The sequence below is a fragment of the Caballeronia sp. GAWG2-1 genome, assembly GCF_023631405.1.
In the GTDB taxonomy this organism is placed as follows: Bacteria; Pseudomonadota; Gammaproteobacteria; order Burkholderiales; family Burkholderiaceae; genus Caballeronia.
The window spans coordinates 77,302-102,901 of the sequence record NZ_JALQDD010000007.1 but is presented as its reverse complement, the minus strand read 5'-3'; the positions used below and the strand labels follow the sequence as shown (position 1 = coordinate 102,901).

The 25,600-nt window shown below is 61.6% G+C and carries 26 protein-coding genes and 1 tRNA gene; 15 read left to right on the top strand and 12 right to left on the bottom strand.

All coding sequences use genetic code 11. From position 1 onward, the window contains the following. Positions 1-245 precede the first annotated feature (245 nt). Complete coding sequence (locus tag NCR98_RS05280) at positions 246-629, top strand: hypothetical protein (RefSeq protein ID WP_250525683.1); 384 nt, start codon at positions 246-248, stop codon at positions 627-629. A 21-nt stretch (positions 630-650) separates the two neighbouring features. Here the strand turns inward: NCR98_RS05280 and NCR98_RS05275 are convergent. The 4 genes from NCR98_RS05275 to acs all read right to left on the bottom strand — a co-directional run bounded on the left by NCR98_RS05275 (position 651) and on the right by acs (position 5,408). Next, positions 651-740, bottom strand: a tRNA-Ser gene (locus tag NCR98_RS05275). 43 nt (positions 741-783) lie between these two features. After that, complete coding sequence (locus tag NCR98_RS05270) at positions 784-2,808, bottom strand: sodium:solute symporter family protein (protein WP_250525682.1); 2,025 nt, start codon at positions 2,806-2,808, stop codon at positions 784-786. After that, a complete protein-coding gene (locus tag NCR98_RS05265) occupies positions 2,805-3,164 on the bottom strand; it encodes a DUF4212 domain-containing protein (protein WP_404989057.1) in 360 nt (119 codons plus the stop codon). Before NCR98_RS05265 ends, NCR98_RS05270 begins: the two co-directional genes overlap by 4 nt. A gap of 261 nt (positions 3,165-3,425) precedes the next feature. Continuing rightward, positions 3,426-5,408, bottom strand: a complete 1,983-nt coding sequence (gene acs, locus NCR98_RS05260) for an acetate--CoA ligase (RefSeq protein WP_250525680.1) — start codon at positions 5,406-5,408, stop codon at positions 3,426-3,428. A gap of 303 nt (positions 5,409-5,711) precedes the next feature. On the opposite strand from acs, the gene NCR98_RS05255 reads away from it, so the two are divergent. The 9 genes from NCR98_RS05255 to NCR98_RS05215 all read left to right on the top strand — a co-directional run bounded on the left by NCR98_RS05255 (position 5,712) and on the right by NCR98_RS05215 (position 13,154). Continuing rightward, the gene (locus NCR98_RS05255; protein WP_250525679.1) at positions 5,712-6,611 is read left to right on the top strand and encodes a DMT family transporter; all 900 of its coding nucleotides are present in this window, start codon (positions 5,712-5,714) and stop codon (positions 6,609-6,611) included. Positions 6,612-6,815: 204 nt separating this feature from the next. Continuing rightward, positions 6,816-7,352 (top strand): TIGR00645 family protein, encoded by a 537-nt coding sequence (locus NCR98_RS05250; RefSeq protein WP_404989359.1) that lies wholly within the window; start codon positions 6,816-6,818, stop codon positions 7,350-7,352. A gap of 54 nt (positions 7,353-7,406) precedes the next feature. After that, a complete protein-coding gene (locus NCR98_RS05245; RefSeq protein WP_250525678.1) occupies positions 7,407-8,930 on the top strand; it encodes a fumarate hydratase in 1,524 nt (507 codons plus the stop codon). Between the two features lie 195 nt (positions 8,931-9,125). Continuing rightward, positions 9,126-9,602 carry a bacterioferritin gene (gene bfr / locus NCR98_RS05240; protein WP_244827626.1) on the top strand — a complete coding sequence of 159 codons (477 nt, stop codon included), beginning with the start codon at positions 9,126-9,128 and terminating at the stop codon, positions 9,600-9,602. Positions 9,603-9,642: 40 nt separating this feature from the next. Then, positions 9,643-10,500, top strand: a complete 858-nt coding sequence (gene murI / locus NCR98_RS05235) for a glutamate racemase (RefSeq protein ID WP_244827625.1) — start codon at positions 9,643-9,645, stop codon at positions 10,498-10,500. Positions 10,501-10,667: 167 nt separating this feature from the next. Further along, positions 10,668-10,910 carry a (2Fe-2S)-binding protein gene (locus NCR98_RS05230; RefSeq protein WP_250464357.1) on the top strand — a complete coding sequence of 81 codons (243 nt, stop codon included), beginning with the start codon at positions 10,668-10,670 and terminating at the stop codon, positions 10,908-10,910. Between the two features lie 291 nt (positions 10,911-11,201). Next, positions 11,202-11,939, top strand: a complete 738-nt coding sequence (locus tag NCR98_RS05225) for an energy transducer TonB (protein ID WP_244827623.1) — start codon at positions 11,202-11,204, stop codon at positions 11,937-11,939. Positions 11,940-11,968: 29 nt separating this feature from the next. After that, positions 11,969-12,715: a MotA/TolQ/ExbB proton channel family protein gene (locus tag NCR98_RS05220; protein WP_244827622.1), complete on the top strand. Its 747-nt coding sequence runs from the start codon at positions 11,969-11,971 to the stop codon at positions 12,713-12,715. A gap of 13 nt (positions 12,716-12,728) precedes the next feature. After that, positions 12,729-13,154 carry an ExbD/TolR family protein gene (locus NCR98_RS05215; RefSeq protein WP_244827621.1) on the top strand — a complete coding sequence of 142 codons (426 nt, stop codon included), beginning with the start codon at positions 12,729-12,731 and terminating at the stop codon, positions 13,152-13,154. 343 nt (positions 13,155-13,497) lie between these two features. On the opposite strand, the gene NCR98_RS05210 is transcribed toward NCR98_RS05215, so the two are convergent. Next, positions 13,498-14,460 carry a LysR family transcriptional regulator gene (locus NCR98_RS05210; RefSeq protein WP_250464354.1) on the bottom strand — a complete coding sequence of 321 codons (963 nt, stop codon included), beginning with the start codon at positions 14,458-14,460 and terminating at the stop codon, positions 13,498-13,500. Between the two features lie 148 nt (positions 14,461-14,608). On the opposite strand from NCR98_RS05210, the gene NCR98_RS05205 reads away from it, so the two are divergent. From NCR98_RS05205 to hemP, 4 genes are all read left to right on the top strand, one after another. Continuing rightward, positions 14,609-15,475: a pirin family protein gene (locus NCR98_RS05205; RefSeq protein WP_250508859.1), complete on the top strand. Its 867-nt coding sequence runs from the start codon at positions 14,609-14,611 to the stop codon at positions 15,473-15,475. 152 nt (positions 15,476-15,627) lie between these two features. After that, on the top strand, positions 15,628-16,026 hold the full coding sequence (locus tag NCR98_RS05200; protein WP_244827618.1) for an OsmC family protein: 399 nt from the start codon (positions 15,628-15,630) through the stop codon (positions 16,024-16,026). A gap of 53 nt (positions 16,027-16,079) precedes the next feature. After that, complete coding sequence (locus tag NCR98_RS05195) at positions 16,080-16,568, top strand: SRPBCC family protein (protein WP_244827617.1); 489 nt, start codon at positions 16,080-16,082, stop codon at positions 16,566-16,568. A 124-nt stretch (positions 16,569-16,692) separates the two neighbouring features. Beyond that, entirely contained in the window at positions 16,693-16,953 is a 261-nt protein-coding gene (gene hemP, locus NCR98_RS05190; protein WP_250525677.1) for a hemin uptake protein HemP, read from the top strand. 303 nt (positions 16,954-17,256) lie between these two features. Here hemP and NCR98_RS05185 read toward each other — a convergent pair whose 3' ends face one another. From NCR98_RS05185 to uvrB, 6 genes are all read right to left on the bottom strand, one after another. Next, positions 17,257-17,670 (bottom strand): GlcG/HbpS family heme-binding protein, encoded by a 414-nt coding sequence (locus NCR98_RS05185; protein ID WP_244827615.1) that lies wholly within the window; start codon positions 17,668-17,670, stop codon positions 17,257-17,259. A 20-nt stretch (positions 17,671-17,690) separates the two neighbouring features. After that, positions 17,691-19,094 carry a 4Fe-4S binding protein gene (locus NCR98_RS05180; protein ID WP_250525676.1) on the bottom strand — a complete coding sequence of 468 codons (1,404 nt, stop codon included), beginning with the start codon at positions 19,092-19,094 and terminating at the stop codon, positions 17,691-17,693. Next, the gene (locus tag NCR98_RS05175) at positions 19,091-19,942 is read right to left on the bottom strand and encodes an FTR1 family iron permease (RefSeq protein WP_244827613.1); all 852 of its coding nucleotides are present in this window, start codon (positions 19,940-19,942) and stop codon (positions 19,091-19,093) included. The genes NCR98_RS05180 and NCR98_RS05175 overlap by 4 nt, the downstream gene beginning before the upstream one ends. Positions 19,943-20,009: 67 nt before the next feature. Beyond that, positions 20,010-20,345: a cupredoxin domain-containing protein gene (locus tag NCR98_RS05170; protein ID WP_250525675.1), complete on the bottom strand. Its 336-nt coding sequence runs from the start codon at positions 20,343-20,345 to the stop codon at positions 20,010-20,012. 81 nt (positions 20,346-20,426) lie between these two features. Next, complete coding sequence (locus NCR98_RS05165; RefSeq protein ID WP_370652099.1) at positions 20,427-20,972, bottom strand: iron transporter; 546 nt, start codon at positions 20,970-20,972, stop codon at positions 20,427-20,429. 365 nt (positions 20,973-21,337) lie between these two features. Beyond that, a complete protein-coding gene (uvrB, locus tag NCR98_RS05160) occupies positions 21,338-23,434 on the bottom strand; it encodes an excinuclease ABC subunit UvrB (protein WP_244827610.1) in 2,097 nt (698 codons plus the stop codon). A gap of 424 nt (positions 23,435-23,858) precedes the next feature. On the opposite strand from uvrB, the gene NCR98_RS05155 reads away from it, so the two are divergent. Then, positions 23,859-25,058, top strand: a complete 1,200-nt coding sequence (locus NCR98_RS05155; protein ID WP_244827609.1) for an amino acid aminotransferase — start codon at positions 23,859-23,861, stop codon at positions 25,056-25,058. A gap of 93 nt (positions 25,059-25,151) precedes the next feature. Here NCR98_RS05155 and NCR98_RS05150 read toward each other — a convergent pair whose 3' ends face one another. Further along, a complete protein-coding gene (locus NCR98_RS05150) occupies positions 25,152-25,370 on the bottom strand; it encodes a hypothetical protein (protein WP_250525674.1) in 219 nt (72 codons plus the stop codon). Positions 25,371-25,600 lie beyond the last annotated feature (230 nt).

Genomic DNA, 25,600 nt, shown 5'->3' with positions numbered 1-25,600 from the left:
CTTGGCAGCCTGTAGTGACTTTGCAATCCGCGACGCTCGCACAATGCAGCGAAGCGATAGAACCCAAGCGCGACAGACCGCTCGCGCATGGTGCTTTGTCAAGCCTATGGGCGGGACATGGCAGGGAACCCGAAAGGGTTGCCGATAATGGTTGTACTCACCCGCTCTACCAACCTTGTCACTGTTCCCGCCCGCCCTTTCCTTCGAAGGGCGCGGCTCCGGGCTTCATACAGGAGCTAGACAGCATGAAAGAAAAGAGGAAGGCAACGGCCAGCAAGGCAACCCGCGATCCAATAGACTCGCCTTCGCCGAACGCGCGCAACGCAGAGTATCCCGGATGGATGTCGATATCTGAACGCAGTGGCAAACCCGGCCATTGCGGACCGCACTACATGATGACGGCAGGCGTCGATTATTATCAGGCACGCGCAACGTTTGTCCTTACCGGGCTCGTCTCACTCCTGCGCTTGTTATCTGATGAAGAACAAGCCACCAAAGCCATATACAGAGTCCTGGACCATTGGGTACTGGCCGCGCGCTTTAATACGCTCGCTGAGGCGCCAAGGCCGAGGAAAAGTGCGCCCGCGATGGGCCAAAAAAACATAAAGCCCCGTAACGCATTGAGTTAACGGGGCTTTTATGCATTCTTATGGCGGAGAGAGGGGGATTCGAACCCCCGATAGGTTTTACCCTATACACGCTTTCCAGGCGTGCGACTTAAACCGCTCATCCATCTCTCCGGAAGACCGCGATTATACCAACTTCCCGCCGCCCCGCCACCCCCTACGGATGTCGAATGTAATCGACGAGCGCGCGCGTGTAAGCATCCGGCTTCCGGTCGAGAAGACTCACGACGATCGCCACCGCAAAACCGGCCGGCACACCGAAGACGCCAGAACTGATCGGCTCGATGCCAAGCCAGCGATTCCCAGCGAAGCCGGTCAGTTGCACGAAGAACGGATACGTCGACACGATGTAATACACGCACACGACAAGCCCGGCAATCATCCCGGCGACCACGCCGCGCTGCGTGGTGCGCTTCCAGAACACACCGAGCACCAACGCTGGAAACAAACTTGATGCCGCCAGCGAAAACGCGGCTCCCACCAGAAAGAGAATATTTCCCGTATTGAGCGACGCCACCCACGATGCCAGCAACGCCACGCCCAGCAACAAGATTTTGGAGATGGTGACGCGCCGCTGACTCGTCGCGTTCCTATCGACCATGCAGTAATAGACATCGTGCGAAAGCGCATTCGCGATGGTCAGCAGCAAGCCATCCGCCGTCGAGAGCGCGGCCGCCAGCGCGCCCGCCGCGATCAATCCCGATATCACGTACGGCAAGCCCGCGATCTCCGGCGCGGCGAGCACGACCATGTCGGGCTGCATCTGGATTCCCGCCCAACGCACGATGCCATCGCCATTCACATCGCTGATATGGATGAGATACGGCTCCACGCGCCGCCATTGCGTGACCCACTGCGGCAGGTCCGCGAACCGGTGGCCGACAATGCCCGTCAGAATCTCGTGCTTGATGAGCACCGCGAGCACCGGCACGGTCAAATAAAACAGCGCCACGAAGAACAAGGTCCAGCCAACCGAGCGCCGCGCCGATGCCACCGATGTGGTCGTGTTATAGCGCGTGAGGATGTGCGGCAGACTGGCCGTGCCGATCGACAGGCACAGCAGCAGCGACAAGAAGTTGAGTTGATGCGAGCGCGGCGTCTCATCGCTCGCGGAGTCCGGCGCGAAGGCTTCGACCATCGAAACCGGAGCCGCGACGCGCTCGGTCAGGGCATCGCGTTCGCGCGCCCACTTGACTTTCGCATCCGCGGGATCGCGGGGGAACGAAGCCAGTTCGCGCTCGCGCTCGTTGATTTCGCGCAGCGGTCCGTTATGCCGGCGCAGGTCCGCGACTTCGTTGAGGAGACGGCCGTGTTCGTCGAAGAACGACTTCGGCAGCGCGTCGATACGCTGCTGCATTCGCGCCGCCTGACGCTGATAATCCATCCGCACGCGCGCTTCGTCGGGTGACGCCGCGACTTCGCGCTCGAGGGCTTCGACTCGCTCCATCACGCGGCCATAGTTGAGTTGCGGCAGCCAGCCAAGGCCTTCGCGATGCGCGATCATCGACACGGGAATCAGCATCGCGCTGATCAGAATGATGTACTGCGCGACCTGCGTCCACGTCACCGCGCGCATGCCGCCCAGAAAGGAGCACACGAGAATGCCCGCGAGCCCGCAAAAGATGCCGATGGAAAACTCGATGCCGATAAAGCGCGACGCGATCAACCCGATGCCCTGAATCTGCGCGACGAGATAGACGAACGAGCAGAGTATCGCCGCGATGGCCGCGAGCGCGCGCACGAGGTTGCTGGAAAAGCGCGTGCCGAGGAAGTCGGGAATGGTGTAGCGCGCGAGTTTGCGCACGTACGGCGCGAGCAGGAACGCGACGAGGCAGTAGCCGCCGGTCCAGCCCATCACGTAGGCGAGGCCGTCGTAGCCGCTTGCATAGATCGATCCCGCGAGTCCGATGAACGACGCCGCCGACAGCCAGTCCGCCGCGGTCGCCATGCCATTGAACGCCGACGGCACGCGCCGGCCCGCGACATAGTATTCGACGAGATCGGACGTGCGCGAAAGCAGTCCGATGACCGCATACACCGCGATCGGCACGAACAGGAACACGTAGCCTATCCACATGCCCGGCCCGGTCGTGCGCTCGATGCGCTCCATCAGAAAGATAAAGAGCAAAAACCCGAGCGTATAGAGCGCGTAGGCGAGGATCAGCCGGTTCGTGAGCTTCATCGCGCGGCCGCGTCCATTGCGTCTTGTCTCGCCGATAACGCGGCAGCGCGCAACAGACGCGCATCGGCAATCTGCATCAGCACGATATAGACGAGGATCAACGCGACATAGACGAGTATCGCGCCTTGCGCCCCGAAGTAGAACGGCAGCGGAAAGCCCGCGACGCGCACGTGCGCGAGACGCTGCGCGAAAAGCGGCACGCCGAACGAGACGACGAAACCGATCGTGAGCAGCACGCCGATCAACGCGATATTGAAGCGCCAATACGCCCGCTGCGCGCGCGCCATTGCCGCCGGCACGAGCGGCGGAGCGGGAAGCGTGGGTGGCGCGGAATCGGCGGGCGGCGGCATGACCATGCGGTTATTTACCAAAACCGCATGGTATCGGCAATCGGGGACTACAGCGGGATGGGATGGGCGGACGCGGATCGAGTTCGAATCTAACTGCGTTTGCCCTGGCTGGACGAGTCCGCTGCCGAGACGACCGAATGGAATGGCACGGAGACGGAGAGGCTCACGTACCTGCCCTCGTCGATCGAGCTAAACCGCAATCACGGCATGCGGCTAAACGCGATGCGGCGCGCGCCTTGACGTGCGCGACACATCGCAAACCGTCAATCAACGCGCCTCGCCGAGCTGATCCAGAATCGCCGGATTCTCGAGCGTCGAAACATCCTGCGTGATCTGCTCGCCCTTCGCGAGCGAACGCAGCAGACGCCGCATGATCTTGCCCGAACGCGTCTTCGGCAAATTCTCACCGAAGCGAATGTCCTTCGGCTTGGCGATCGGTCCGATCTCCTTGCCAACCCAATTGCGAAGCTCGTTGGCAATCTGCTTCGCTTCATCGCCCTCAGGACGATCGCGCTTGAGCACGACGAACGCCACGACGGCTTCACCGGTCGTGTCGTCCGGACGGCCGACGACTGCCGCCTCCGCGACCATCGGGTTCGCAACCAGCGCCGATTCGATCTCCATCGTCCCGAGCCTATGACCGGAGACGTTCAGCACGTCGTCGATACGGCCCATGATCGTGAAATAACCGGTGTCCTTGTCGCGCACGGCGCCATCGCCCGCGAGATACACCTTGCCGCCGAGTTCCTCGGGAAAGTAGCTCGACTTGTAGCGGTCCGGGTCGCCCCAGACGTTGCGCAGCATGGACGGCCACGGACGCTTGACCACCAGAATGCCGCCTTGTCCGTTTGGCACGTCCTGGCCGGTTTCATCGACGATAGCGGCCATGATGCCCGGCAACGGCAACGTGCACGACCCCGGCACGAGCGGCGTCGCGCCCGGCAGCGGCGTGATCATGTGGCCGCCGGTTTCGGTCTGCCACCAGGTGTCGACGATAGGACACTGCCCGCCGCCCACGTTCTCGTGATACCACATCCACGCTTCGGGATTGATCGGCTCGCCGACGGTGCCGAGAATGCGCAGGCTCGACAAATCGAAACTCTTCGGATGGACCTTCTGATCCGCTTCCGAGACCTTGATGAGCGAGCGGATCGCAGTCGGCGCCGTGTAGAAGATCGTGACCTTGTGGCGCGCGATCATCTCCCAGAAACGGCCCGCGTGCGGATACGTGGGCACGCCTTCGAACATGACTTGCGTCGCTCCAATGGCGAGCGGCCCGTACGCAATGTAACTATGTCCCGTGATCCAGCCGATGTCCGCCGTACACCAGAAGACATCGCCCGGCTTCATGTCGAAGGTCCACTTCATGGTCTGCGCGGCCCACAGCAACACGCCAGCCGTGCTGTGCTGGACGCCCTTCGGCTTGCCCGTGGAACCCGACGTGTACAGAATGAAGAGCGGATGCTCCGCGCTCACCCATTCCGGCTCGCACGTCGCCGGTTCATTCTCGACTACGTCGTGCAGCCAGGAGTCGCGTCCTTCGGTCCATTGCACCTTGCCGCCCGTGCGGCGATACACGATGACGTTCTTCACCGCCTCGCAGCCGCCGGCCGCGAGCGCTTCATCGGCGATGCTCTTGAGCGGCAACGCCTTGCCGCCGCGCATCTGCTCGTCGGCGGTGATGAGCGCGACCGCGCCGACATCGACGAGACGTTCGTTGAGCGACTTCGACGAGAAGCCGCCGAACACGACCGAATGCGTCGCGCCGATCCGCACGCAAGCCTGCATGGCGACCACGCCTTGCACCGACATCGGCAGATAGATCACCACGCGATCGCCCTTCTTCACGCCGCGCTTTTTGAGTGCATTGGCCAGACCGCATACGCGGTCGAGCAAGTCCTGATACGTGACGTTGGTGACCGTGCCGTCGTCGGCTTCGAAGATGATGGCGTTGTCGCCGCCGCGGCCCGCTTCGACATGGCGATCCAGACAGTTATACGAAGCGTTCAACTCGCCGTCTTCGAACCACTTGTAGAACGGCGCCTTGGATTCGTCGAGCACGCGGGCAAAGGGCTTGTGCCATGACAGCGTTTCGCGCGCGAGCCGCGCCCAGAAACCTTCGTAATCGCGTTCGGCTTCGGCGACGAGCGCCTTGTAAGCCTCCATGCCGGAGATGGCCGCGCCCGCCGATGCTTTCGCAGACGGCGGGAATACGCGTTTTTCCTGAAGAACCGATTCGATCGCAGACATCGACAACCTCTCTGATGGTGATTCCAAAAGCCGGCGGCGCGCTTCGTTGCTATCGCGTGCCGCATGTTATGAAGTTCGAAAGCCGGAAAGCGTGCTTCGTTCCCGGCCGAACCTTGTCTCCTTTCCAGGAACGGCTTCGCTCGTAAAGCGCTGCCATCCCGCATGTACTCCAAGATATGCCGTTCAACTTACCCGCTTCTTACGCGCGCCGGTCAAGAGGCACGGGGTATACGCGGAGTCGCGGCGGCTTCAATTACAATGCGTCCCCACAATCGTAACTGAACTCGCAGTGCGGATTCCAGCTTGAATCGCTACGCCCTTTTACTCATCGCAGCCATGCTGCTCGTCGGAAGCAACGTCGGTATCGGCAAGTCCATCGTCGCGTCCGTTCCCGTTCCGCTCTTCGCGCTTCTGCGCTTCGTGATCGCCCTCTTGGTCCTTTGGCCGCTCTTCCGGCTCCCCAAGATGAGGCAGGTCGCGCGCGGCGAATGGATCAACCTCTTTCTGCAGGCATTCTTCGGCACATTCGGCTTCACGCTTCTGATGTTGAATGGCGTCGCACGCACGAGCGCGGTCGCGGCGGGCGTCATCACGAGCACGATTCCGGCTGTCGTCGCGCTCTTCTCGTGGCTCTTTCTCAAGGAGAAGCCGAGCGGACGCGCGTTCGCATCGATCGCGCTTGCGATTGCGGGCGTGCTCGTCATCAACGTCGTGCAAAGTGGCGATGCCTACGCCGACGGCAGCGCGGGCTCGCTCACGGGCAATCTGATGGTGCTCGGCGCGGTGTGCTGCGAGTCGCTCTATGTGATCCTGTCGCGGCGTCTGACGCAAACGCTGCCGGCCATCGACATCTGCGCTTATACGCATGGCATAGGCTTCGTGCTGATGCTGCCGTTCGGCGCGGCTTCGTTTGTTGCGTTCGACTGGCGCGGCGTCGAACCGCTCACCTGGGCGCTCGTACTCTGGTATGGACTCGCGGCGAGCATCTTCTCGTTCTGGCTGTGGATGAAAGGCATCCGCCATGTGGACGGCAGTCTCGCCGGCGTGTTCTGCGCCGTGCTGCCGATTGCCGCCGCGATCTACGGCATCGCGTTTCTCGGGGAGCGGCCGAGTATCGCGCATGGCGTCGCACTCGCCTGCGTGGTCGCGGGCATCGGGCTCGCGAGCATGAAGACGCGCGCGGCGGTATCGGTTGCCGAGTAGTCGCGCCGACACGCGCGCATTTTGAAAGCCGGGCGGATCGTCACATACAACTTGCTACAATGGCGGGCTTCCTGAGCGCGGGTCCACGACCCGCGCGCGTTTCCTGTTCGTTGCTTCTTCCCTTTCCTCGTCCGACAGCCGACCGACAAGCCGCCCATGCCCGCTTCCAAGCACACACCCGACTCGCGCGTCCAACCCGGCTCGATGAAGGCGCTGCCGAAAATCATCTTCATGAGCCGCTGGCTGCAGGTGCCGCTGTATCTGGGCTTGATCGTCGCGCAAGGCGTGTACGTCGTGCTGTTTCTGAAGGAAGTCTGGCATCTCGTCACGCACGCAATGACGCTCGATGAAACCAACATCATGCTGGTCGTGCTCGGCCTCATCGACGTGGTGATGATCTCGAACCTGCTGATCATGGTGATCGTCGGCGGCTACGAAACCTTCGTGTCGCGTTTGGGCGTGGAAGGTCATCCCGACGAGCCCGAATGGCTCGACCACGTCAACGCGGGCGTGCTGAAGGTCAAGCTCTCGATGGCGCTCATCAGCATCTCGTCGATCCATCTTCTCAAAACCTTTATCAACCCGGACCAGCATACGTTTCATACGGTGCTGTGGCAGGTGATCATCCACATGGCCTTCCTGTTCTCGGCGCTCATCATGGCGTACGTCGACAAGCTGACCACGCATACGCATCCCGCACATTTTCACAGCGAAGTCGCGCCCCGAAGCGCGCTCGACTGAGCCTCAGGCGTCATCAGAACGCACAAATATATTCGTCCCCGAAAAGCCCAAGCCATGACCGTCATCAAGCAGGAAGACCTGATCCAGAGTATTGCCGACTCGCTGCAATACATCAGCTATTACCATCCGCTCGACTACATTCAGGCGCTCGGCCGCGCCTACGAGCTGGAGGAAAGCCCGGCTGCGAAGGACGCCATCGCGCAGATCCTGACCAATAGCCGCATGTGCGCGGAAGGCAAGCGTCCGATCTGCCAGGACACGGGCATCGTGACCGTGTTCGTCAAGGTTGGCATGGACGTGCGTTGGGACGGCGCGACGATGAGCGTCACCGACATGATCAACGAAGGCGTGCGCCGCGGTTACCTGAACCCGGACAACGTGCTGCGCGCGTCCATCGTGAGCCCGCCCGAAGGCGCGCGCAAAAACACGAAGGACAACACGCCCGCCGTGATCCACTACGAGATCGTGCCCGGCGACAAGGTCGACGTGCAGGTCGCGGCCAAGGGCGGCGGCTCGGAAAACAAGTCTAAGTTCGCGATGCTGAATCCGTCGGATTCCATCGTCGACTGGATCATCAAGACCGTGCCGACGATGGGCGCGGGCTGGTGTCCGCCAGGCATGCTCGGTATCGGCATCGGCGGCACGGCGGAAAAGGCGATGCTGATGGCCAAGGAATCGCTCATGGACCCCATCGACATTCAGGACGTCATCGCGCGCGGACCGCGGGACTGGATCGAAGAACTGCGCGTGGAACTGCACGAGAAGGTGAATGCGCTTGGTATCGGCGCGCAAGGTTTGGGCGGGCTTGCCACCGTGCTCGACGTGAAGATCATGGCGGCGCCGACGCACGCGGCGTCCAAGCCCATCGCGATCATTCCGAACTGCGCGGCCACGCGTCACGCTCACTTCACGCTCGACGGCTCGGGCGCGGCGAAGCTCGAAGCGCCGCCGCTCGACGCGTGGCCGGACGTGACCTGGGCGCCGAACACGGAAACCAGCAAGCGCGTCGATCTGAACACACTGACGCCGGAAGAAGTGGCTTCCTGGAAGCCGGGTCAGACTTTGCTCTTGTCGGGCAAGATGCTCACGGGCCGCGACGCGGCGCACAAGCGCATTGCCGACATGCTCGCCAAGGGCGAAAAACTTCCGGTCGATTTCACCAACCGCGTGATCTATTACGTCGGCCCGGTCGACCCGGTGCGCGACGAAGCCGTCGGTCCCGCCGGCCCGACCACGGCCACGCGCATGGACAAGTTCACGGAGATGATGCTCGCGCAAACCGGCCTCATCTCGATGATCGGCAAGGCCGAACGCGGGCCTGTCGCCATCGAGGCCATCAAGAAGCACTACGCGGCGTATCTGATGGCCGTGGGCGGCGCGGCATATCTCGTCTCCAAAGCCATCCGCGAAGCGAAGGTGCTGGCGTTCGAAGACCTCGGCATGGAAGCCATCTACGAATTCGACGTGCGGGACATGCCGGTGACGGTCGCCGTCGATTCGCAAGGCACGTCGGTACACAAGACGGGTCCCGCCGAATGGCAGGCGAAGATCGGCAAGATTCCCGTCGCGACGGTCTGATCGATCGAGGCCGCGCGGATCGCGGCCAATGAAGAGCCGGACCGCGCGTCCGGCTCTTTTGTTTTGGAGAAGCGGTATCGAGAAGGATTTCCATTCTCAGTTTTATCGCAATTAAAAAAGATTCACTCATCCTTGGCAGAGCCGTTAAGAACGTTTATCTTTGCGGGATGCCCCACGCTATGAAAAGGAACAATCATGAAAGGCGACGCTAAAGTCATCGAATATCTGAACGCGCAGTTGAAAAATGAACTGACCGCGATCAATCAATACTTCCTGCACGCGCGGATGTACAAGCACTGGGGCCTGGAAAAGCTCGGCAAGCATGAGTACGACGAATCGATTGGCGAAATGAAACACGCCGACTGGCTCATCCAGCGCGTGTTCATGCTCGACGGTCTGCCGAACCTGCAAGACCTGCACAAGCTACTTATCGGCGAAGAGACCAAGGAAATCCTCGAGTGCGACCTGAAGCTCGAACAGATTTCGCAGTCCACGTGCAAGGAGGCGATTGCCTATTGCGAATCGGTGCGCGATTTCGTCTCGCGCGATATCTTCGACAAGATCCTGAACGACACCGAGGAACACATCGACTGGCTGGAAACGCAACTGGATCTGATCGACAAGGTTGGCATCCAGAACTACCAGCAGACTATGATGGGCGAAGGCGAGTAAATATCTGTCCGCAATGTCAGTAGTTGTCGTACCCACAATCATGCCGAACGCGCGTGCTCCGACAAACGCGAGCGCGCCGGTCGGCATTTTCGATTCCGGTCTCGGCGGCTTGTCGGTGCTGCGTGCGGTGCGGGCGTTGCTTCCGCACGAGCGGCTCGTCTATGTCGCGGACTCGTTGTACGCGCCCTACGGCGAGCGCGATGACGATTTCATCGTCGACCGCACCATGGCTATCGGCGAATGGCTTGTCGCGCAAGGCGCCAAAGCGCTCGTCGTCGCATGCAATACGGCAACCGCGCAATCGATCGCGCTCGTGCGCGAGCGGCTTTCCATTCCGCTCGTGGGCGTCGAACCGGGCGTGAAGCCCGCCGCCGCTGTTTCCAAGACGCGCGTCGTCGGCGTGTTGGCAACCGCGGTGACCTTGCGCAGCGCGCGCTTCCAGTTGCTGCTCGAACGTTATGCGGGCGATTGCCGCTTCATCTGCCAGCCGGGACACGGTCTCGTGCAGGCCGTCGAACGCTGCGATACGTCGTCGCCGGAACTCATGGCGCTGCTCGAAGGCTACCTCGCGCCCATGCTCGAAGCCGGCGCGGATACTCTGGTGCTCGGCTGCACGCACTATCCGTTTCTCGACCGCGCCATTCGCGAGATCGCCGGCGAACGGCTGCAACTCGTCGATACCAGCGTCGCCATCGCGCGCCAGCTCGACCGTCTGCTGGAAACGAACGCGCTGAAAAACTCATCGGCTGCGGTGGAATCCATGCCGCGCTTCTGCTCGACCGCCGACGGCGAATCCCAGCGTCAGCTTGCGGCATCGCTTCTGCATCTCGACGCCAGCGTTGAGCACGTGCTGATCCCTTCGCGACGCACGCGCCTTGCCGAACCCGACATCGTCTAAGGGTTTTTCCGGGGCGTCATAGCCGTCGGAGCCCCACCAGCAAACGCTCCTAAGCAATAAATCGGCTAACACACGCGCTGTGTTACAAAAAACACAGAACCCGGCTTGCCAAGAGCGTCTTACTGAATGATAATAATTCGCATTAACGCAAGCTATCGCGAACGACCATGATCGTCTGTGTCTGCAAAGCAGTTTCCGACCGTAAGATCCGCTCCGCCATCGCCGATGGAATGGAATCCTTCGACGAGCTCCAGTTCGAGCTTGGGGTCGCGCTATGCTGCGGGAAGTGCGAAGCAAGCGTGCGCGACGTCATGGCGACGAGCGGTGTCTGCGCGTCGCGCTGTGGAATGGAACAGCGCGAACATGCGCCAGTCGCGCCGCTCACGTTCTACGAACGCCAGGCTGCCTGAGTTACGCGGGCGCGACCGAGATAGCGCTCGGCGCCCCGCTGTCGGCGAAGCGCGCCGCTTGGTTTCTTGATCGCTTATCGCAAGCCAGGTTCCGATCACCTACGCCAGCCACGCAACTCTTTGCCCTTAAGGAGGGAAAGATGGAATTGCTGATTGGTTTCGTGGCTACTCTATTCATATCCCTCATTATTTTCAGAAAATGATGTCGTTTGGTTTCTTCCGCGCCGAACCAGCGAACCTACGTAACTTCGATGGCCGCGCTACTGGCAACACCGCAAGCAGCGAATAAGAATGCAGTCCCCGACAACCTCCCCCGCTGTATTCGACACGACGACGCCGAGCAATCTGAACCCGCGCGTGGTGGCCGCGTGCGTCGCCGTGCTGGCGATTCACGCCGCGCTCTTCGGCGTGGCGCTCACCATGCATCGCGAGCCGCTGCCGCGCCCCGTCGAAGCGAAGACGATCACCGCGCAGCTGATCAGCGAAACGCCGGCGCCCGCGCCGCAGCCTGTCGCCGTGCAGTCGCCACCGACTCCCGAGCCGCCGAAACCGGTTCCAAAGCCGCAGCCTAAACCGAAGGTCAAACCCAAGGTCGAGCCGAAGCCCACGCCGATGCCGGTGCGCGAGACGCCCTCGCAAATCGCCGCGCCCGCGCCCGATCCCACACCGCCGGCCCCGACACCGCCCGCGCCAGCGCCCGCCGCGCCGGCCGCGCCCGCGATCGGAAAACCGACGATGGATCTGGCCGCGCCAAAGAACGTCGCGCGTCTGAGCTGCAACATCGCGCAGCCGGATTATCCGGCGATGTCGCGGCGTCGCGGCGAAACCGGCACCTCGCTCGTCAAGCTGACGGTCGGTATTACGGGCAAAATCGAGAATGTGACGCTGCAAAAGAGCAGCGGCTCGCAGCGCCTCGACGACGCGGCGCTCGACGCCGTGCGCAGCAGCGCGTGCAGTCCTTACAAAGAGAATGGCGAGGCCATTCGGGCAACCGCCACGGTGCCATTCGTATTCAGTCTGAACGACTGACCGGCTTTTTATAGAAACAGGAACTGGAAATGAACAACTACGGGATTGCGCACGTCTGGGCGCAAGGCGACTTCGTCACACGCGGTATCGCGCTGGCGCTCGTCATCATGTCGGTGCTTTCGTGGACCGTGATCGTCGTCAAGGGATGGAATGTGCTGCGTCTCAAACGCCTCACGAAGAACGCCGATCAGGCCTTCTGGCATTCCGACGACTTCAATGACGGCATCAAGAAAATCAGCAGCCAGTCGTCGAATCCGGCTGACAACCCGTACCTCGCGCTGGCGCTGGCCGGTCAGGAAGCGTCCGAGCATCATCATCAGACGCAGCCGCATCTGCACGACCGCATGGATGTGTCGGAGTGGATCACGCGATGCCTGAAAGACGTCATGGATGAAAGCGTCGGCCGCATGCAGGCAGGGCTCGCCGTGCTGGCATCGATCGGCAGTACGGCGCCGTTCGTCGGGCTGTTCGGTACTGTCTGGGGCATTTATCACGCGCTCCTGACAATTGGCGCGACGGGCCAGACGTCGATCGACCAAGTGGCGGGTCCGGTGGGCGAGTCGCTCATCATGACGGCCTTCGGTCTCTTCGTCGCGATCCCTGCCGTGCTCGGCTACAACGCCCTCACGCGCGCGAACAAGAGCGTCGTGACGAAGCTGAACCGCTTCGCGCACGGCTTGCACGCCTTCTTCGTGACCGGCTCGAAGCTGTCGTCGTCCAAGCGCACCAAGGACGCCACGTCCGAAAGCCTGCGTCTCGCGACGCGCGCATCGTAAGCGGAGGTTCAAGATGGCCATGAGCCCTTTCGCCGGCGATGAAGACGACGGCATGATGAGCGAGATCAACATGACGCCGCTCGTCGACGTCATGCTGGTGCTCCTCATCATTTTCCTCGTGACCATCCCCGCGATGCATCACGCCGTGAAGATCGACCTGCCGCACGCAAGCAGCCAGCCGCAAGACGAAAAGCCGTCGCATGTGGACGTCGCGATTCAAGCCGATGGCACGATCGTCTGGGACGAGCAGAAAATCGACGACGCGACGCTCAAGGCGCGCATTGCGCAGGCTTCGCAGCAAAACCCGCAGCCGGAGATTCATCTGCGCGCGGATCGCAAGGTGGCGTACGAACGCGTGGCCGATCTCATGTCCGCGGCTCAGGCGGGCGGACTCACGAAGATCGGTTTCGTGACCGAACCGAAAGCCGGCGGCAATTAAAGCAGCGCGCAACACAGCCGCAAAAAGTAAAAGGCCTTCATCGTCGGATGAAGGCCTTTTTTATTGCGCACTCGGCGCATTCGGGCAAGGCAATTACTTGGGACTCGAATAGCCCGAGCCGGAAGAATCGCCACATGCGGCAGCCGTCGTTGACACGGACAGCGCGATCAGCCCTATCAGGCTAACTATCAGAGTAGCCGTCAGTTTCCGCATAAGAAGCTCCTTAGCGAAAGGAATTTCAATATAACGCCGGCCATTCCCGCAAACAAGGTTTCGGCGATTGAATCTGTCCATCGCAAGCGCGCGCTTCAATGACATAAATGATGCCGCGCGCCGATTGCGATCAAACCGTTTCGCGTTCCGGCTGTTCGTTGACAGGACATTCTCCGGGGAAGCGTTTGCCGCCTTCGATCGACTCCACCAGAAAATCGACGAACGCCCGTACGGCCGGGACCATGCCCTGCCGCGTCAGGAAAACCGCATAGAGTTGCGGCGACGGAAATGTCCAGCCGGGCATCACGGGCGAAAGCTGGCCGGTTCTGAGCGGCGCGCCGTACATCATCTCGGGCAGCGCCGCGATGCCGACGCCGCGCATGACGGCTTCGCGGATCATCGAGAGATCGGCGGTGACGAGACGCGGCTCGTGCTCGAACTCGTGACGCGTGCCATCGGGCGCGATCAGTCGATACACATGGCGGCCATCCGCCGATGGCACATCGAGCGTGTCGTATTGCGCGAGTTCGGCGGCGGTCATCGGCGGCGCGTTCGACTTGAGAAGCGAAGGCGCGGCGACCAGCATCTGCTCGGTGCGCCACAGCGGACGCGCGACCACATTCGAACTCACGGGCGGCTCGGAGCGCACGCGCAAGGCGACATCGATCGCGTCTTCGAACAGATCCACGACGCGATTGGTCACGCGCAGCACGACCCGCACTTCAGGGAATCGATGCATGAAGTCGGGCATCACCGCCGACAGAAACGTCTGCGCGATGGTCACCGGGACGCTCACGCGCACCGTGCCACGCGGTGAGTCACGCAGGCTTTGCACCACGTTGACGGCGGCCTGCGCCTCCACGAGCATTGCCTGACAGTGTTGATAGAAAAGCTGCCCCGCCTCGGTCAGCGCAAGCTTGCGCGTGGAGCGCTGCAAAAGGCGCACGCCTAGCGACGCCTCCAGCTCCGACACGCGCCGCGACAAGCGCGACTTGGAGATGCCCAGCACGCGCTCGGCCGCCGAAAAACCGCCGTGTTCGACGACGTGCGAAAAGTACATCAGATCGTTCAGATCGTGCGAATCGACTTTCATGGGACGTTCGGTTCGTTCGAGTTCGTTATCCGTGGCGGGACAATCCATTGCGCCACGAGGTCTTTTATCGCTAAATCCGGCACATATAATATCCCCACGTTCTACAAATATCGCTATTTCCCTTTTGGTGACGCGAGGCATTCCGATCATGAGCCGTACCATTTCCAGCATCATTCCCGCAACGCGCACGGTTGAAGGCGGCGGCTTCGTCGTGCATCGCCCGTTTCCGACGCGTCTTCTCATGGACTTCGACCCGTTCCTTCTCCTCGATGAAATGGGCCCGACCGATTACGCTCCGGGCGAAGCCAAGGGCGCGCCGGATCATCCGCATCGCGGCTTCGAAACGGTCACCTACATGCTCGAAGGCGAGTTCGGTCACAAGGATTCGGCCGGCCATTCCGGCACATTACGTCCCGGCGACGTGCAGTGGATGACCGCCGGCGCGGGCGTCATTCATAGCGAGATGCCTGGCGAGGAATTCACGCGACGCGGTGGCCGCGTGCACGGCCTGCAATTGTGGGTGAATTTGCCGAAGCGCGACAAGATGACGACGCCGCATTATCAAGAGATCGCGTCGGCGCAGATTCCCGTCGCGACGAGCGACGACGGCAAGGTGCGCGTGAAGGTCATCGCGGGCGAAGCGCTCGGCGTGAAAGCCGCCATCGAAACACGTACGCCGATTCTTTATCAGCACTTTTCGCTGCAACCTGGGGCAAGGGTCGAGCATCACGTGCCGCGGGATTTTCGCGTGTTCGCGTATCCGTTGTCGGGCGTCGGTCTCTATGGGCCGCAGGGTCAACCGGTACGCAAACAGCAGATGATCTCGTTCAAGGACGATGGCGACACGATCATTCTCGCCGCCGGCGATGAACCCGTCGAAGTGTTGCTCATCGGCGGCGTGCCGCTCAAGGAACCTGTGGTGCGCTACGGTCCGTTCGTCATGAACACGGAAGATGAAATTCGCCAGGCCGTGACCGACTATCAGACAGGCCGCATGGGCGCGATCACGCACTAGGCACACCGAGCGGTATTCATCGCTGAACCGTATCGGCACGATGAAACGGCGCGGCACGAACGGGCGCATTGCGTCACAATGACCGTTCGTGCCGCGCCGCTCTCATTCGCGCCGCTATTCTTGCCGTACATCGCCATTCATAGGAGCGACGCATGTCTTCCGGATCTTCCGTGACCGCCAGCATCGGCGCTGCCGACTATCAGGTGCAATTGCGCGACGGCACGCATGGCTGGGTCGCCGATGAACCCGCGAGCCTCGGCGGCGCGGACACCGGTCCGGAGCCTGCGTCGCTGCTGCTATCGAGCCTGGGTGCGTGCACCTCGATCACGCTTCGCATGTACGCGAAGCGCAAGGGTTGGCCGCTCGAAGCGGTGCACGTCGAATTGTCGATGAAGAGCACGGCAGACGGCACGATCATCGACAGGCAGATCGCGCTCACGGGCGCGCTCGATGCCGAACAGCGGGAACGCCTCTTGCAAATCGCCAATGCGTGTCCGATGCACAAGGTTCTGTCCGGAGCGGTGCGCATCGACTCGGGGCTCGCTTCCTGACTTCCTGAAAACAGCCCGCATGGGTACATCGAACTATCCAGGGAAACGTCGTTTTGAATTTCGAACATCTCATCCAGATCAACGATCCGACCAATCCGCTCGTCGAGTCGCTCACGCGCGAACAACTGTGGGAAGGACTCGTGCTGCGCGCCGAGCAGCCGCAACTTTTCGTGCTCGGACTCGATAGCTGCGACATCCTCTCGCGCGAAGGCGACGTCATGGAGCGCGAGTTGCACTACGGTCAGGCCGTGGTGCGGGACCGCGTCACGCTCACACCAGATAGCAGCGTGCGTTACGACATCCTGCCGACTGCCGAACATGTCGGCGGCTCGTTGACCATGGCGATCGAGCAGCCCGACGAGTTGCAACTGTTTCTGCGATTCACGTACAGCACCACCCTGCCCGAAAACGACGACGCGACGCCTGACGAGCGCCAGACCAAGGAGATCGTCAAGTCGGCTTATCGGGAATCGGATATCGACACGGTGCGGCTGATCCGCCAGTATGCGCACGGGCGCCACGACGAAACGCCGCTGCACTAGAAAGTTCAAGTACTACATGAAGCGCGGCTATGACGCCTGCGCATCCATAGGAAACTCTAGTTGCAAATAGGAATAGTTATCATTTACTATAGACCCATCGAATCAACGAACGCACTCAAACGACATGACCGACACGCTGCGATCCACCACGCTCAGGCTTCGCCGTCCGGCAGTTCGCGATGCAGCCATCACGCGCCCGAAGACGGCTGCCGTGACGTCGGTGCGGGCATCGACGACATCGACGGATTCAGCCGATACAACCGGCGATCGTTCGTTGCGCAGCGATACGTTACTGCAGGGGCGCAGTCATATCGCGATCGTGCATAACGGGGAGACCTATCAGTTGCGCGCGACGCGTCTGGGCAAGCTGATCCTGACGAAGTAAGCGGCAAAGAGGTAAGGCAGAACAGCAGTACCGTGTATTGTGGGGACCACCTCGCCAAAGAGGTGTTTGGCCTTAGCCAGCGAGGACGACTTGCACGCGAGAATTTAGACCCCTTCGTGCAAACACCAGCCAGTCGTCGATAGCAAGCGAAGCCGCTTTTTTTGGTTCCCGCCGATGTCATGTGCCCGAACGAGGCCATGCATTTTGATTGATCGAACGGCACGCCTTCAATGCGAAGGCGTGCCGTTTTTATTGTGCGCGGGCTATGGCAAAAATTCGAACGCGTGCTTCGACGTTCTCGCTTCAGACGTTTTCGATGCCAAGCGCCGCAATGCCCGCCCGCGCGATCGATGCATCCTGATCCGATTTCACGCCCGACACGCCCACCGCGCCGACGATATCCGTTCCGACGAAGATTGGCACGCCGCCTTCGAGCATGGCCGTCATGGGCGCGCTCAGAAACGCGGTGCGGCCCTGCTTGATCGTGTCTTCGTACACCTTCGTTTCGCGCCGGCCGAGCACGGCGGTGCGCGCCTTGCCAGTCGCCATCTCGACCGTGCTCGCGCCCGTCCCTTCGAGCCGATGCAGATGCAGCAGATGCCCGCCGTCATCGACGATGGCGATGGTCACGTTCCAGTTGTGCGCCTTGGCGTGCGCCTCGGCGGCGGCGGCCATCAGCAGGACGTCTTCGTCGGTCAGTACGGGTTTGGTTCTCACTTGATTCTCACCTAATGGCGTTATCGGCTGAAGCCCCAGAACATCAAATACCAGGCGCTATCCGCGACGGCGAGCGCCGCGACAAACCATACCATCGTGAGTGCGCGCGGAACAAGCGTCGAGGAATAACGAGCCGTGACGCGCCACGCGAGCCAGGCGCTCCAGAAGTTGGCGACGCCAAGCAGCCCGAGGCGCAGGTCTGTCACCCACCACAGCGGCAGATGCTCCGCGCGCAGGAGCGAGACCGTGGTCGCCGACAAGCCAAGAAACACGCCGCATCCCGCGAGCGGAATCAGCGAGAGCGTCAGGTGATGCAGCCGCGCCGCGTTCATCTTGCCGAGCATGCGCGTGCCGAGCGCCAGCAGCGCGAGGAGCGCCGTGCCGTAGACGAGACCCGTCGCGACGATATAGCCGATCACCATTGTGCCGTCGAGCCAGGAGAACACGTCGTTCTGCTCGGGATAATGCGTGAAGAGGAACCACGGCGCGTTGGTATCGAGCGGCCAGAGGATGTTGTGATCGATCAGCCAGCTCGCGAAGATCTGCTTGAGATCGACGAACCATGTGCTCACGGTCCAGTGGAACGCACCGATCGCGATGCCGAGCAAGCCGTACAGAATCAGCGCCGTGTCCCACGGATTCGCCGCCTTGTTGCCGAGCTCGACCACTTCCTCCGACGGCGAGCGCCACGTGAGCGCGATGGCATCGCGATGGCCGCTGCATCGGCCGCACATATGGCAGTCGGCGGCGCCTTCCATCTTGCGCAGGGGCACGAGCGGCGCGCAGTTGATCGGAATAACCCGATGCCCGTGCTCGCCTTCCTTGTACGAACGGCGCCACGCGTCTTCGCTGACTTTGTAGTGAAACGGCGCAAGCCGTGCGAGCAGCGAGAACACGCCGTTTACCGGGCAGAGGTACTTGCACCACACGCGCTTTTCGCGGCCATACAGCACGCCGACGATCATCGCGCCCACGGTCGAGCCGCCGAGCACGAGCAGCACGGCTTTCGGATATTGATAGACGCTCACCATCTGTCCGTAGATGGTCGTGAGTCCGAATGCGACGAACGGCCAGCCGCCCCAGCGCATCCAGCGCGGAATCGCCCAGCCGCGGCCGAACTTGCTCGCGAACTCGGTGAGCGCGCCTTCCGGACACAGCACGCCGCACCACACTCGGCCGAGCATGACCATCGACAGCAGCACGAACGGCCACCAGATGCCCCAGAACACGAACTGCGCGGCAAGCGTGAGGTTATTCCACAAATGCGCCGAGCCATCGGGCAGCGGCATGACAGCCGGCACGAGAATCAGAAACGCGTACACGGCAACCACGACCCACTGAATTCCGCGGATCGCGTTGCCGTGCCGTTGCATCCATTGACCGGCCTGTTGCAGCCGGCCGGGTCGTTGCAGAACAGAGCTCATGCTGGACGGCTCGCCGCCTTTTGTTTTTGCGCCATCTGATGATTGGAACGGCGCAGGAGAAGATAGATCACGATCCAGTAGACCGCGTAGGCAACCAGGTTCATGCCCGCCGGATGCGCGCGATAACCCGTGAGGGTGGCAACGAGCGAACCGAAGGTGCTCGAGTCGTCGAGCAGCGCGGACGAGTTCCACACCTGATTAACGATGACCGGCAGCACTTCCATGTCGATCAGTTTGTCGACGCCCGTCTCGAAGAGGCCGGCGGCGAGGAACAGCAGCATGATTTCGGTCACGCGAAAGAACGAGCGCCACGAAAAGATCTTGCCGCCGAGTTGCAGCACGTAGAACGTCAGGAGCGCGAGCGCGAAGCCGAGGATGATCGCGAGATACTGCGAAGCATCGACGTGTCCCGATTGCCCGAAGCCGACGCCATACAGAAACACGGCCGTCTCGCTGCCTTCACGCGCGATAGCCAGCGCAACAAGCACCGCGATGCCCCAGAACTGTCCGTCCTGCGTGCTCTTTTGCAGCGAGCTTTCCATGTCGCGCTTGAGCGTGCGGCCGTGACGCTTCATCCACAGGACCATCTGCACAATGAGCACGCAGGCGATCAGCACCATGCCGGTCTGGAAGTAATCCTGCGCGTTGCCGGACAGCACTTCCGTGAAGCCGATGAGCGCGGCGCCCAGCGCGATGGCGGCAACCAGCCCCGCAGCCACGCCGAACCACAGATAAGGCAGGCCGCGACGCGCCTGCTGGTCGCCGTTCTTCAGCCATGCGTACAGAATGCCGACGACCAGCAAAGCTTCGACGCTCTCACGCCAGACGATGAAAAGTACCTGCCCCATTTGAACCCCTTTGCGTTGCTTCACTTGCCCGCGCGGACGCACCGAAACACGCGCGCGGCACAGACATTTACTTGGCGACGATCACGCCTTGCGCGGTCTGATGAAAGTCGTCGAAGAACTTGTATTCGCCCGGATCGAGCGGCGCGATCACCACGAACGAATCGGCACCCGGCGCGAGCACCTTCTCCTTGCGCAACTGCACGCTTTCGAACTCGGCCGCGCCCTTGCCGACGTTATGCACTTCGATCTTGATGCGCTGCCCCGCCGGTACTTCGATGCGCGCGGGGTTCAGCTTGCCGTCGTTCATTTCGAGCTTGAAGGTCGGCAGATCGGCGGCGTGCGCCACGCCAAGACCCGCTGCGACCGAGAGCAACATCGCCATCAGCTGGCTTTTCAATTTCATGCGGACTTCCTGATTGGTACGCGTCCGGCGGCGCAGCAAACTGCAAACCCCTGCCGGAACGCGCGAACGCCGTGCGCGAGCTTAGTACCCGCCCTTCTTGCCGATGCCCGCGAACGGGAAGTCGTATTCGATCGTGAACGGCTTGAACCACGGACCCACGCCGGTTTCCTTGTCGACGTGACGGCCGAACGCCATGTGGCCGGTTTCGGAAGGCGGCGAGATATGCAGCTTGAGGTGATATTTGCCCGGACCGAAGAGCTTGACGTTGTCGCCGTAGTGCGGGCCGTCGCTTGCGACCATCGCCATCAGGTCGCCCTTGACCGACTGCGTCGAGCCGGTTTTCGTGAGTTCATACGTCACGTTCAGATAGGGCATCCAGTCGCCTTCGGCGAAACCGGTCGGGTTGTTCTTGACCGCGTGAATATCCGCTTCGAGGTGGATGTCCGAATCCGATGCCTTGCGCATGATGCCTTCCGGCGCCATCGTGATTGGCTGCAGATAGACGGCGCCCGTTTCCATGCCGCCTTCGATATGCTGCTTGCCGATCGGATACTCAGCAGCGGAAGCCGCCATCATCGCCGTGAGGCCCGCGGCGGCAACGAGGCCGCGCATCAACGTTGAACCCATCAAACACTCCTGTTGTTATCGATGGCGCGCGTGACATTGGCGCGCCCTTTCCACCGAACTCCGGCGCTCTAAAAAGGCGCGCCGGCGCAAAAAAATGACTGTGGTGCCGGTTCGTTAGCGCGAAGCAGAAAACCGCTTCCAGAATCTGGAAAACGTTAATACGAACCATTCTCAATGTTCGTCAGTTTAGCACCCTTCACCACTCGGGACAAATTAGCGCGGGCTTACAAAAGCCTGCTGCGGCAAGGCTCCGGCGTGCTTTGCAGCCAACTCGCGGTCCATTCGCGGCCGATAAAAAAACGCGGTGCGCCTTCCGGCTCGCCGCGTCGCTTGAGACAGACGATGAAAACTTTCTTTCTTTCGCCTTACTTTCCGCCGATGCCGGTGATGTGATCGCCCACGTTCGCGCCGAACACGCGTTGACGTAACAGCGCCAATTGGTCGCGGGTCTGCGCCGCCTTTTCGAATTCGAGATTCTTGGCGTGATCCATCATTTGCTTTTCCAGCCGCTTGATTTCCTTCGCGAGCTGCTTCTCGGTCATGTCCTCGAACTTCGCGCGCGTCTGGGCTTCCTTCAGTTCGGCGCGTGCGTCGTCGGCGTTGTAGACGCCATCGATGATGTCCTTGATGCGCTTTTCCACTCCGCGCGGCGTGATGCCCCGCTCGAGGTTATGCGCCACCTGCTTGGCGCGGCGCCGCTCGGTTTCGTCGATGGCGCGTTTCATCGAGTCCGTCATGTTGTCGCCGTAGAGGATCGCCTTGCCGTTCACGTTGCGCGCCGCCCGTCCGATTGTCTGGATCAGCGAGCGCTCGGCGCGCAGGAAGCCTTCCTTGTCCGCGTCGAGAATGGCGACGAGCGACACTTCAGGAATATCCAGACCCTCGCGCAACAAGTTGATGCCGACGAGCACATCGAACGTGCCGAGCCGCAGATCGCGGATGATTTCCACGCGCTCGACCGTGTCGATATCGCTGTGCAAATAGCGCACCTTCACTCCGTGATCGGCGAGAAATTCGGTCAGCTGTTCGGCCATGCGCTTGGTGAGCACGGTAACGAGCACGCGTTCGTGCACCGCGACGCGCGCGTTGATCTCGGAGAGCACGTCGTCGACCTGCGAGCGCGCGGGCCGCACCTCGATTTCGGGATCGACGAGACCTGTCGGCCGCACGAGTTGCTCGGCCACTTGCCCCGCTTTCTTCTGTTCGTAGTCGGCGGGCGTCGCGGAGACGAACACGGCCTGGCGCATCTTGCGCTCGAATTCGTTGAACTTGAGCGGCCGGTTGTCGAGCGCGGACGGCATCCGGAAACCGTAATCGACGAGATTTTCCTTGCGCGCGCGGTCGCCGTTATACATGCCGTTCAACTGGCCGATCAGCACGTGCGACTCGTCGAGCAACATGATGGCGTCGGGCGGCAGATAGTCGACGAGCGTCGGCGGCGGTTCGCCGGGCGCCGAGCCCGAGAAATGCCGCGAGTAATTCTCGATGCCCTTGCAAAAACCCAGTTCCTGCAGCATTTCCAGGTCGAAGCGCGTGCGCTGTTCGAGCCGCTGCGCCTCGACGAGCTTGCCCTGGCTATGGAAAAACTCCAGCCGCTCGCGCAGTTCCAGCTTGATGGTTTCGATCGCGCGCATGACGGTGTCGCGCGGCGTCACGTAATGCGACGACGGATACACCGTGAAGCGCGGAATCTTGTTGCGCACGCGGCCGGTGAGCGGATCGAAAAGCTGCATCGACTCGATTTCGTCGTCGAACAATTCGACTCGCACCGCCATTTCCGCGTGTTCCGCCGGAAAGATGTCGATGGTGTCGCCTCGCACACGGAACGAGCCGCGCTGAAAATCCGCCTCGTTGCGCGTGTATTGCATGGCGATCAGCCGCGCGATGACATCGCGCTGGCCGAGCTTGTCGCCTACGCGCAGCGTGAGGATCATCTTGTGATACTCGGACGGATTGCCGATACCGTAAATGGCCGACACCGTCGCCACGATCACTACGTCGCGGCGTTCGAGCAGGCTCTTGGTCGCCGAGAGCCGCATCTGCTCGATATGCTCGTTGATCGACGAATCCTTCTCGATGAAGAGATCGCGCTGCGGCACATACGCTTCCGGCTGGTAATAGTCGTAGTACGAGACGAAGTACTCGACCGCGTTGCGCGGGAAAAACTCGCGGAATTCGGCGTAGAGCTGCGCGGCGAGCGTCTTGTTGGGCGCGAAAACGATGGCGGGCCGGCCCAGACGCGCGATGACGTTGGCCATCGTGAAGGTCTTGCCCGAGCCGGTCACGCCGAGCAGCGTCTGGAACGAGAGACCGTCGTCCACGCCCTCGACGAGCGTCTTGATGGCCTCGGGCTGATCGCCCGCGGGCGGATACGGCTGATAGAGCTGAAACGGCGAGCCTTCGAACGTGGCGAACTTCGATTCGTCCAGTGCGTCGGGCGTTTCGATAAGGGTATCGGACATGGAGAGGGGAATCTTCTAAGTCGGCGCCGGAGCAAACACCTATTCTAGCGGCTGCGGCGAAAGTGGCGCGGGCCGCCTCACGGAGGCGGAATCGAGGAGGTTGGGACCGTTGGGTGGAAGTCAAGCAATGGCGCGCAAGGCTCCGCGCTGTTCCGTCGATGCCGTCCAATCGAGGCTTGCGCGCATGCCGGACAAGGCGTTCAACCGGCCAGCGCCCATGCGCTTATTCTTGCTCGCGAGAAAAAAGCGCGTACATAGAATAACGCTCGATCCGAAATGCAGCGCCGGATTCGATACAATATGCGACTGGGCTTCGAGGGGGCGCCCCGCACGACCGCGCCGCCAACGACGTCACGCGCCGCTTTTTCGAGCGCCCAAGCATCGTTCTTCCCGCCGCACGTCTTCCTTCCACTGCCGATAGATCATGTCTCTTTTCTCTGCCGTCGAACTCGCTCCCCGCGACCCGATTCTGGGCCTCAACGAAGCCTTCAACGCCGACCCGCGCCCGACCAAGGTCAATCTGGGCGTTGGTGTCTACACCAACGAAGAAGGCAAGATTCCGCTTCTGCGCGCCGTTCGCGAAGCTGAAAAAGCACGCGTCGATGCAGCGCTGCCGCGCGGCTATCTGCCTATCGACGGCATCGCCGCGTACGACTCGGCCGTCCAGACGCTGCTCGTCGGCCGCGACTCGCCGCTGATCGCTTCGGGCCGTATCGTCACGGCGCAGGCGCTGGGCGGCACGGGCGCGCTCAAGATTGGAGCGGACTTTCTGAAACGCGTGAATCCGGGCGCGAAAGTCGCGATCAGCGACCCGAGCTGGGAAAACCATCGCGCGCTCTTCGAAGGCGCGGGCTTCGAGGTCGTCAACTATCCGTATTACGAAGCGGCGACGCATGGCGTCAACTTCGCGGCCATGCTCGACGCGCTGAACGGCTACGCGGCCGGCACCATCGTCGTGCTGCACGCGTGCTGCCACAACCCGACCGGCGTGGATCTGACGGACGCGCAGTGGGCGCAGATCGTCGAAGTCGTGAAGGCGCGCAACCTCGTGCCGTTCCTCGACATCGCGTATCAAGGCTTCGGCGAAAACATCGAAGCCGATGCCGCCGCCGTGCGCCTCTTCGCCGCGTCGGATCTGAACGTGTTCGTGTCGTCGTCGTTCTCGAAGTCGTTCTCGCTGTATGGCGAGCGCGTTGGCGCGCTGTCCATCATCACGTCGAGCAAGGAAGAGTCGTCGCGCGTGCTGTCGCAATTGAAGCGCGTGATTCGTACCAACTACTCGAACCCGCCGACGCACGGTGGCTCGGTGGTCGCGGCCGTGCTGGCATCGCCGGAACTGCGTGCGCTGTGGGAACAGGAACTGGGCGAGATGCGCGATCGTATCCGCGCCATGCGTAATGGCCTCGTCGAGCGTCTGAAGGGCGCGGGCGTGGATCGCGACTTTTCCTTCGTCGACCGTCAGCGCGGCATGTTCTCGTACTCGGGCCTGACCGCGCCGCAAGTGGACCGTCTGCGGGAAGAATTCGGCATCTATGCGGTCAGCACGGGCCGCATCTGCGTGGCTGCGCTGAATCTGCGCAATATCGATGTCGTCGCCAACGCGGTGGCAAGCGTGCTGAAGTAAGGCATTGCACGCGCGTTTGCTGCAAAAGAAAATGGCGTCCTTCTCATGAAGGGCGCCATTTTTTGTGGCCTGTGCGCGGCGTTTCGCCGGCGTCTATATCGATTCGGGACGTGCCGGCGCGTTGGGTCTTGCGTCGTCGTCATCGACTAAGCCGTAGGAAATCGCGCGCGCCAATTCCGCGCTCACGCTTGCCACGCCCAAACGCCCGTGACGTTCGACGGCTGACCGGGGCTCGCCCGCGTGCATACAGAACGTCAGTACGAGCGGCAACAGGATCGCGGCGGGCCAATAGGTCGATATTGTCTTTTTCATGGGATTACCTCTGTTCGTCGTCGCATCAAGCGCATGAATGATGCCCACTAAGCGACTATCGAATTTTACGGAATCGCCGACATCTTAAAAAGACGCTGAAAAGCAAAGCTTCGTTGCGTGGCGGACAACGAACGGTAGCCAACCCACGGCTTTGAAATTGCAACAAGAACGGGCCAATCGTCATAAAACCTTACAAAGTTCTTGGGGACATCGGAGCACGCCGGGTGTCT

Excerpts from the sequence above, each read along its gene's own strand:
- NCR98_RS05280 (WP_250525683.1), top strand. The coding sequence starts at position 246 with ATGAAAGAAAAGAGGAAGGCAACGGCCAGCAAGGCAACCCGCGATCCA.
- NCR98_RS05270 (WP_250525682.1), bottom strand. The coding sequence starts at position 2,808 with ATGAAGCTCACGAACCGGCTGATCCTCGCCTACGCGCTCTATACGCTC.
- NCR98_RS05265 (WP_404989057.1), bottom strand. The coding sequence starts at position 3,164 with ATGGTCATGCCGCCGCCCGCCGATTCCGCGCCACCCACGCTTCCCGCT.
- acs (WP_250525680.1), bottom strand. The coding sequence starts at position 5,408 with ATGTCTGCGATCGAATCGGTTCTTCAGGAAAAACGCGTATTCCCGCCG.
- NCR98_RS05250 (WP_404989359.1), top strand. The coding sequence starts at position 6,816 with ATGAAGGCGCTGCCGAAAATCATCTTCATGAGCCGCTGGCTGCAGGTG.
- NCR98_RS05245 (WP_250525678.1), top strand. The coding sequence starts at position 7,407 with ATGACCGTCATCAAGCAGGAAGACCTGATCCAGAGTATTGCCGACTCG.
- bfr (WP_244827626.1), top strand. The coding sequence starts at position 9,126 with ATGAAAGGCGACGCTAAAGTCATCGAATATCTGAACGCGCAGTTGAAA.
- murI (WP_244827625.1), top strand. The coding sequence starts at position 9,643 with ATGCCGAACGCGCGTGCTCCGACAAACGCGAGCGCGCCGGTCGGCATT.
- NCR98_RS05230 (WP_250464357.1), top strand. The coding sequence starts at position 10,668 with ATGATCGTCTGTGTCTGCAAAGCAGTTTCCGACCGTAAGATCCGCTCC.
- NCR98_RS05225 (WP_244827623.1), top strand. The coding sequence starts at position 11,202 with ATGCAGTCCCCGACAACCTCCCCCGCTGTATTCGACACGACGACGCCG.
- NCR98_RS05220 (WP_244827622.1), top strand. The coding sequence starts at position 11,969 with ATGAACAACTACGGGATTGCGCACGTCTGGGCGCAAGGCGACTTCGTC.
- NCR98_RS05215 (WP_244827621.1), top strand. The coding sequence starts at position 12,729 with ATGGCCATGAGCCCTTTCGCCGGCGATGAAGACGACGGCATGATGAGC.
- NCR98_RS05210 (WP_250464354.1), bottom strand. The coding sequence starts at position 14,460 with ATGAAAGTCGATTCGCACGATCTGAACGATCTGATGTACTTTTCGCAC.
- NCR98_RS05205 (WP_250508859.1), top strand. The coding sequence starts at position 14,609 with ATGAGCCGTACCATTTCCAGCATCATTCCCGCAACGCGCACGGTTGAA.
- NCR98_RS05200 (WP_244827618.1), top strand. The coding sequence starts at position 15,628 with ATGTCTTCCGGATCTTCCGTGACCGCCAGCATCGGCGCTGCCGACTAT.
- hemP (WP_250525677.1), top strand. The coding sequence starts at position 16,693 with ATGACCGACACGCTGCGATCCACCACGCTCAGGCTTCGCCGTCCGGCA.
- NCR98_RS05180 (WP_250525676.1), bottom strand. The coding sequence starts at position 19,094 with ATGAGCTCTGTTCTGCAACGACCCGGCCGGCTGCAACAGGCCGGTCAA.
- NCR98_RS05175 (WP_244827613.1), bottom strand. The coding sequence starts at position 19,942 with ATGGGGCAGGTACTTTTCATCGTCTGGCGTGAGAGCGTCGAAGCTTTG.
- NCR98_RS05170 (WP_250525675.1), bottom strand. The coding sequence starts at position 20,345 with ATGAAATTGAAAAGCCAGCTGATGGCGATGTTGCTCTCGGTCGCAGCG.
- NCR98_RS05165 (WP_370652099.1), bottom strand. The coding sequence starts at position 20,972 with ATGGGTTCAACGTTGATGCGCGGCCTCGTTGCCGCCGCGGGCCTCACG.
- uvrB (WP_244827610.1), bottom strand. The coding sequence starts at position 23,434 with ATGTCCGATACCCTTATCGAAACGCCCGACGCACTGGACGAATCGAAG.
- NCR98_RS05155 (WP_244827609.1), top strand. The coding sequence starts at position 23,859 with ATGTCTCTTTTCTCTGCCGTCGAACTCGCTCCCCGCGACCCGATTCTG.
- NCR98_RS05150 (WP_250525674.1), bottom strand. The coding sequence starts at position 25,370 with ATGAAAAAGACAATATCGACCTATTGGCCCGCCGCGATCCTGTTGCCG.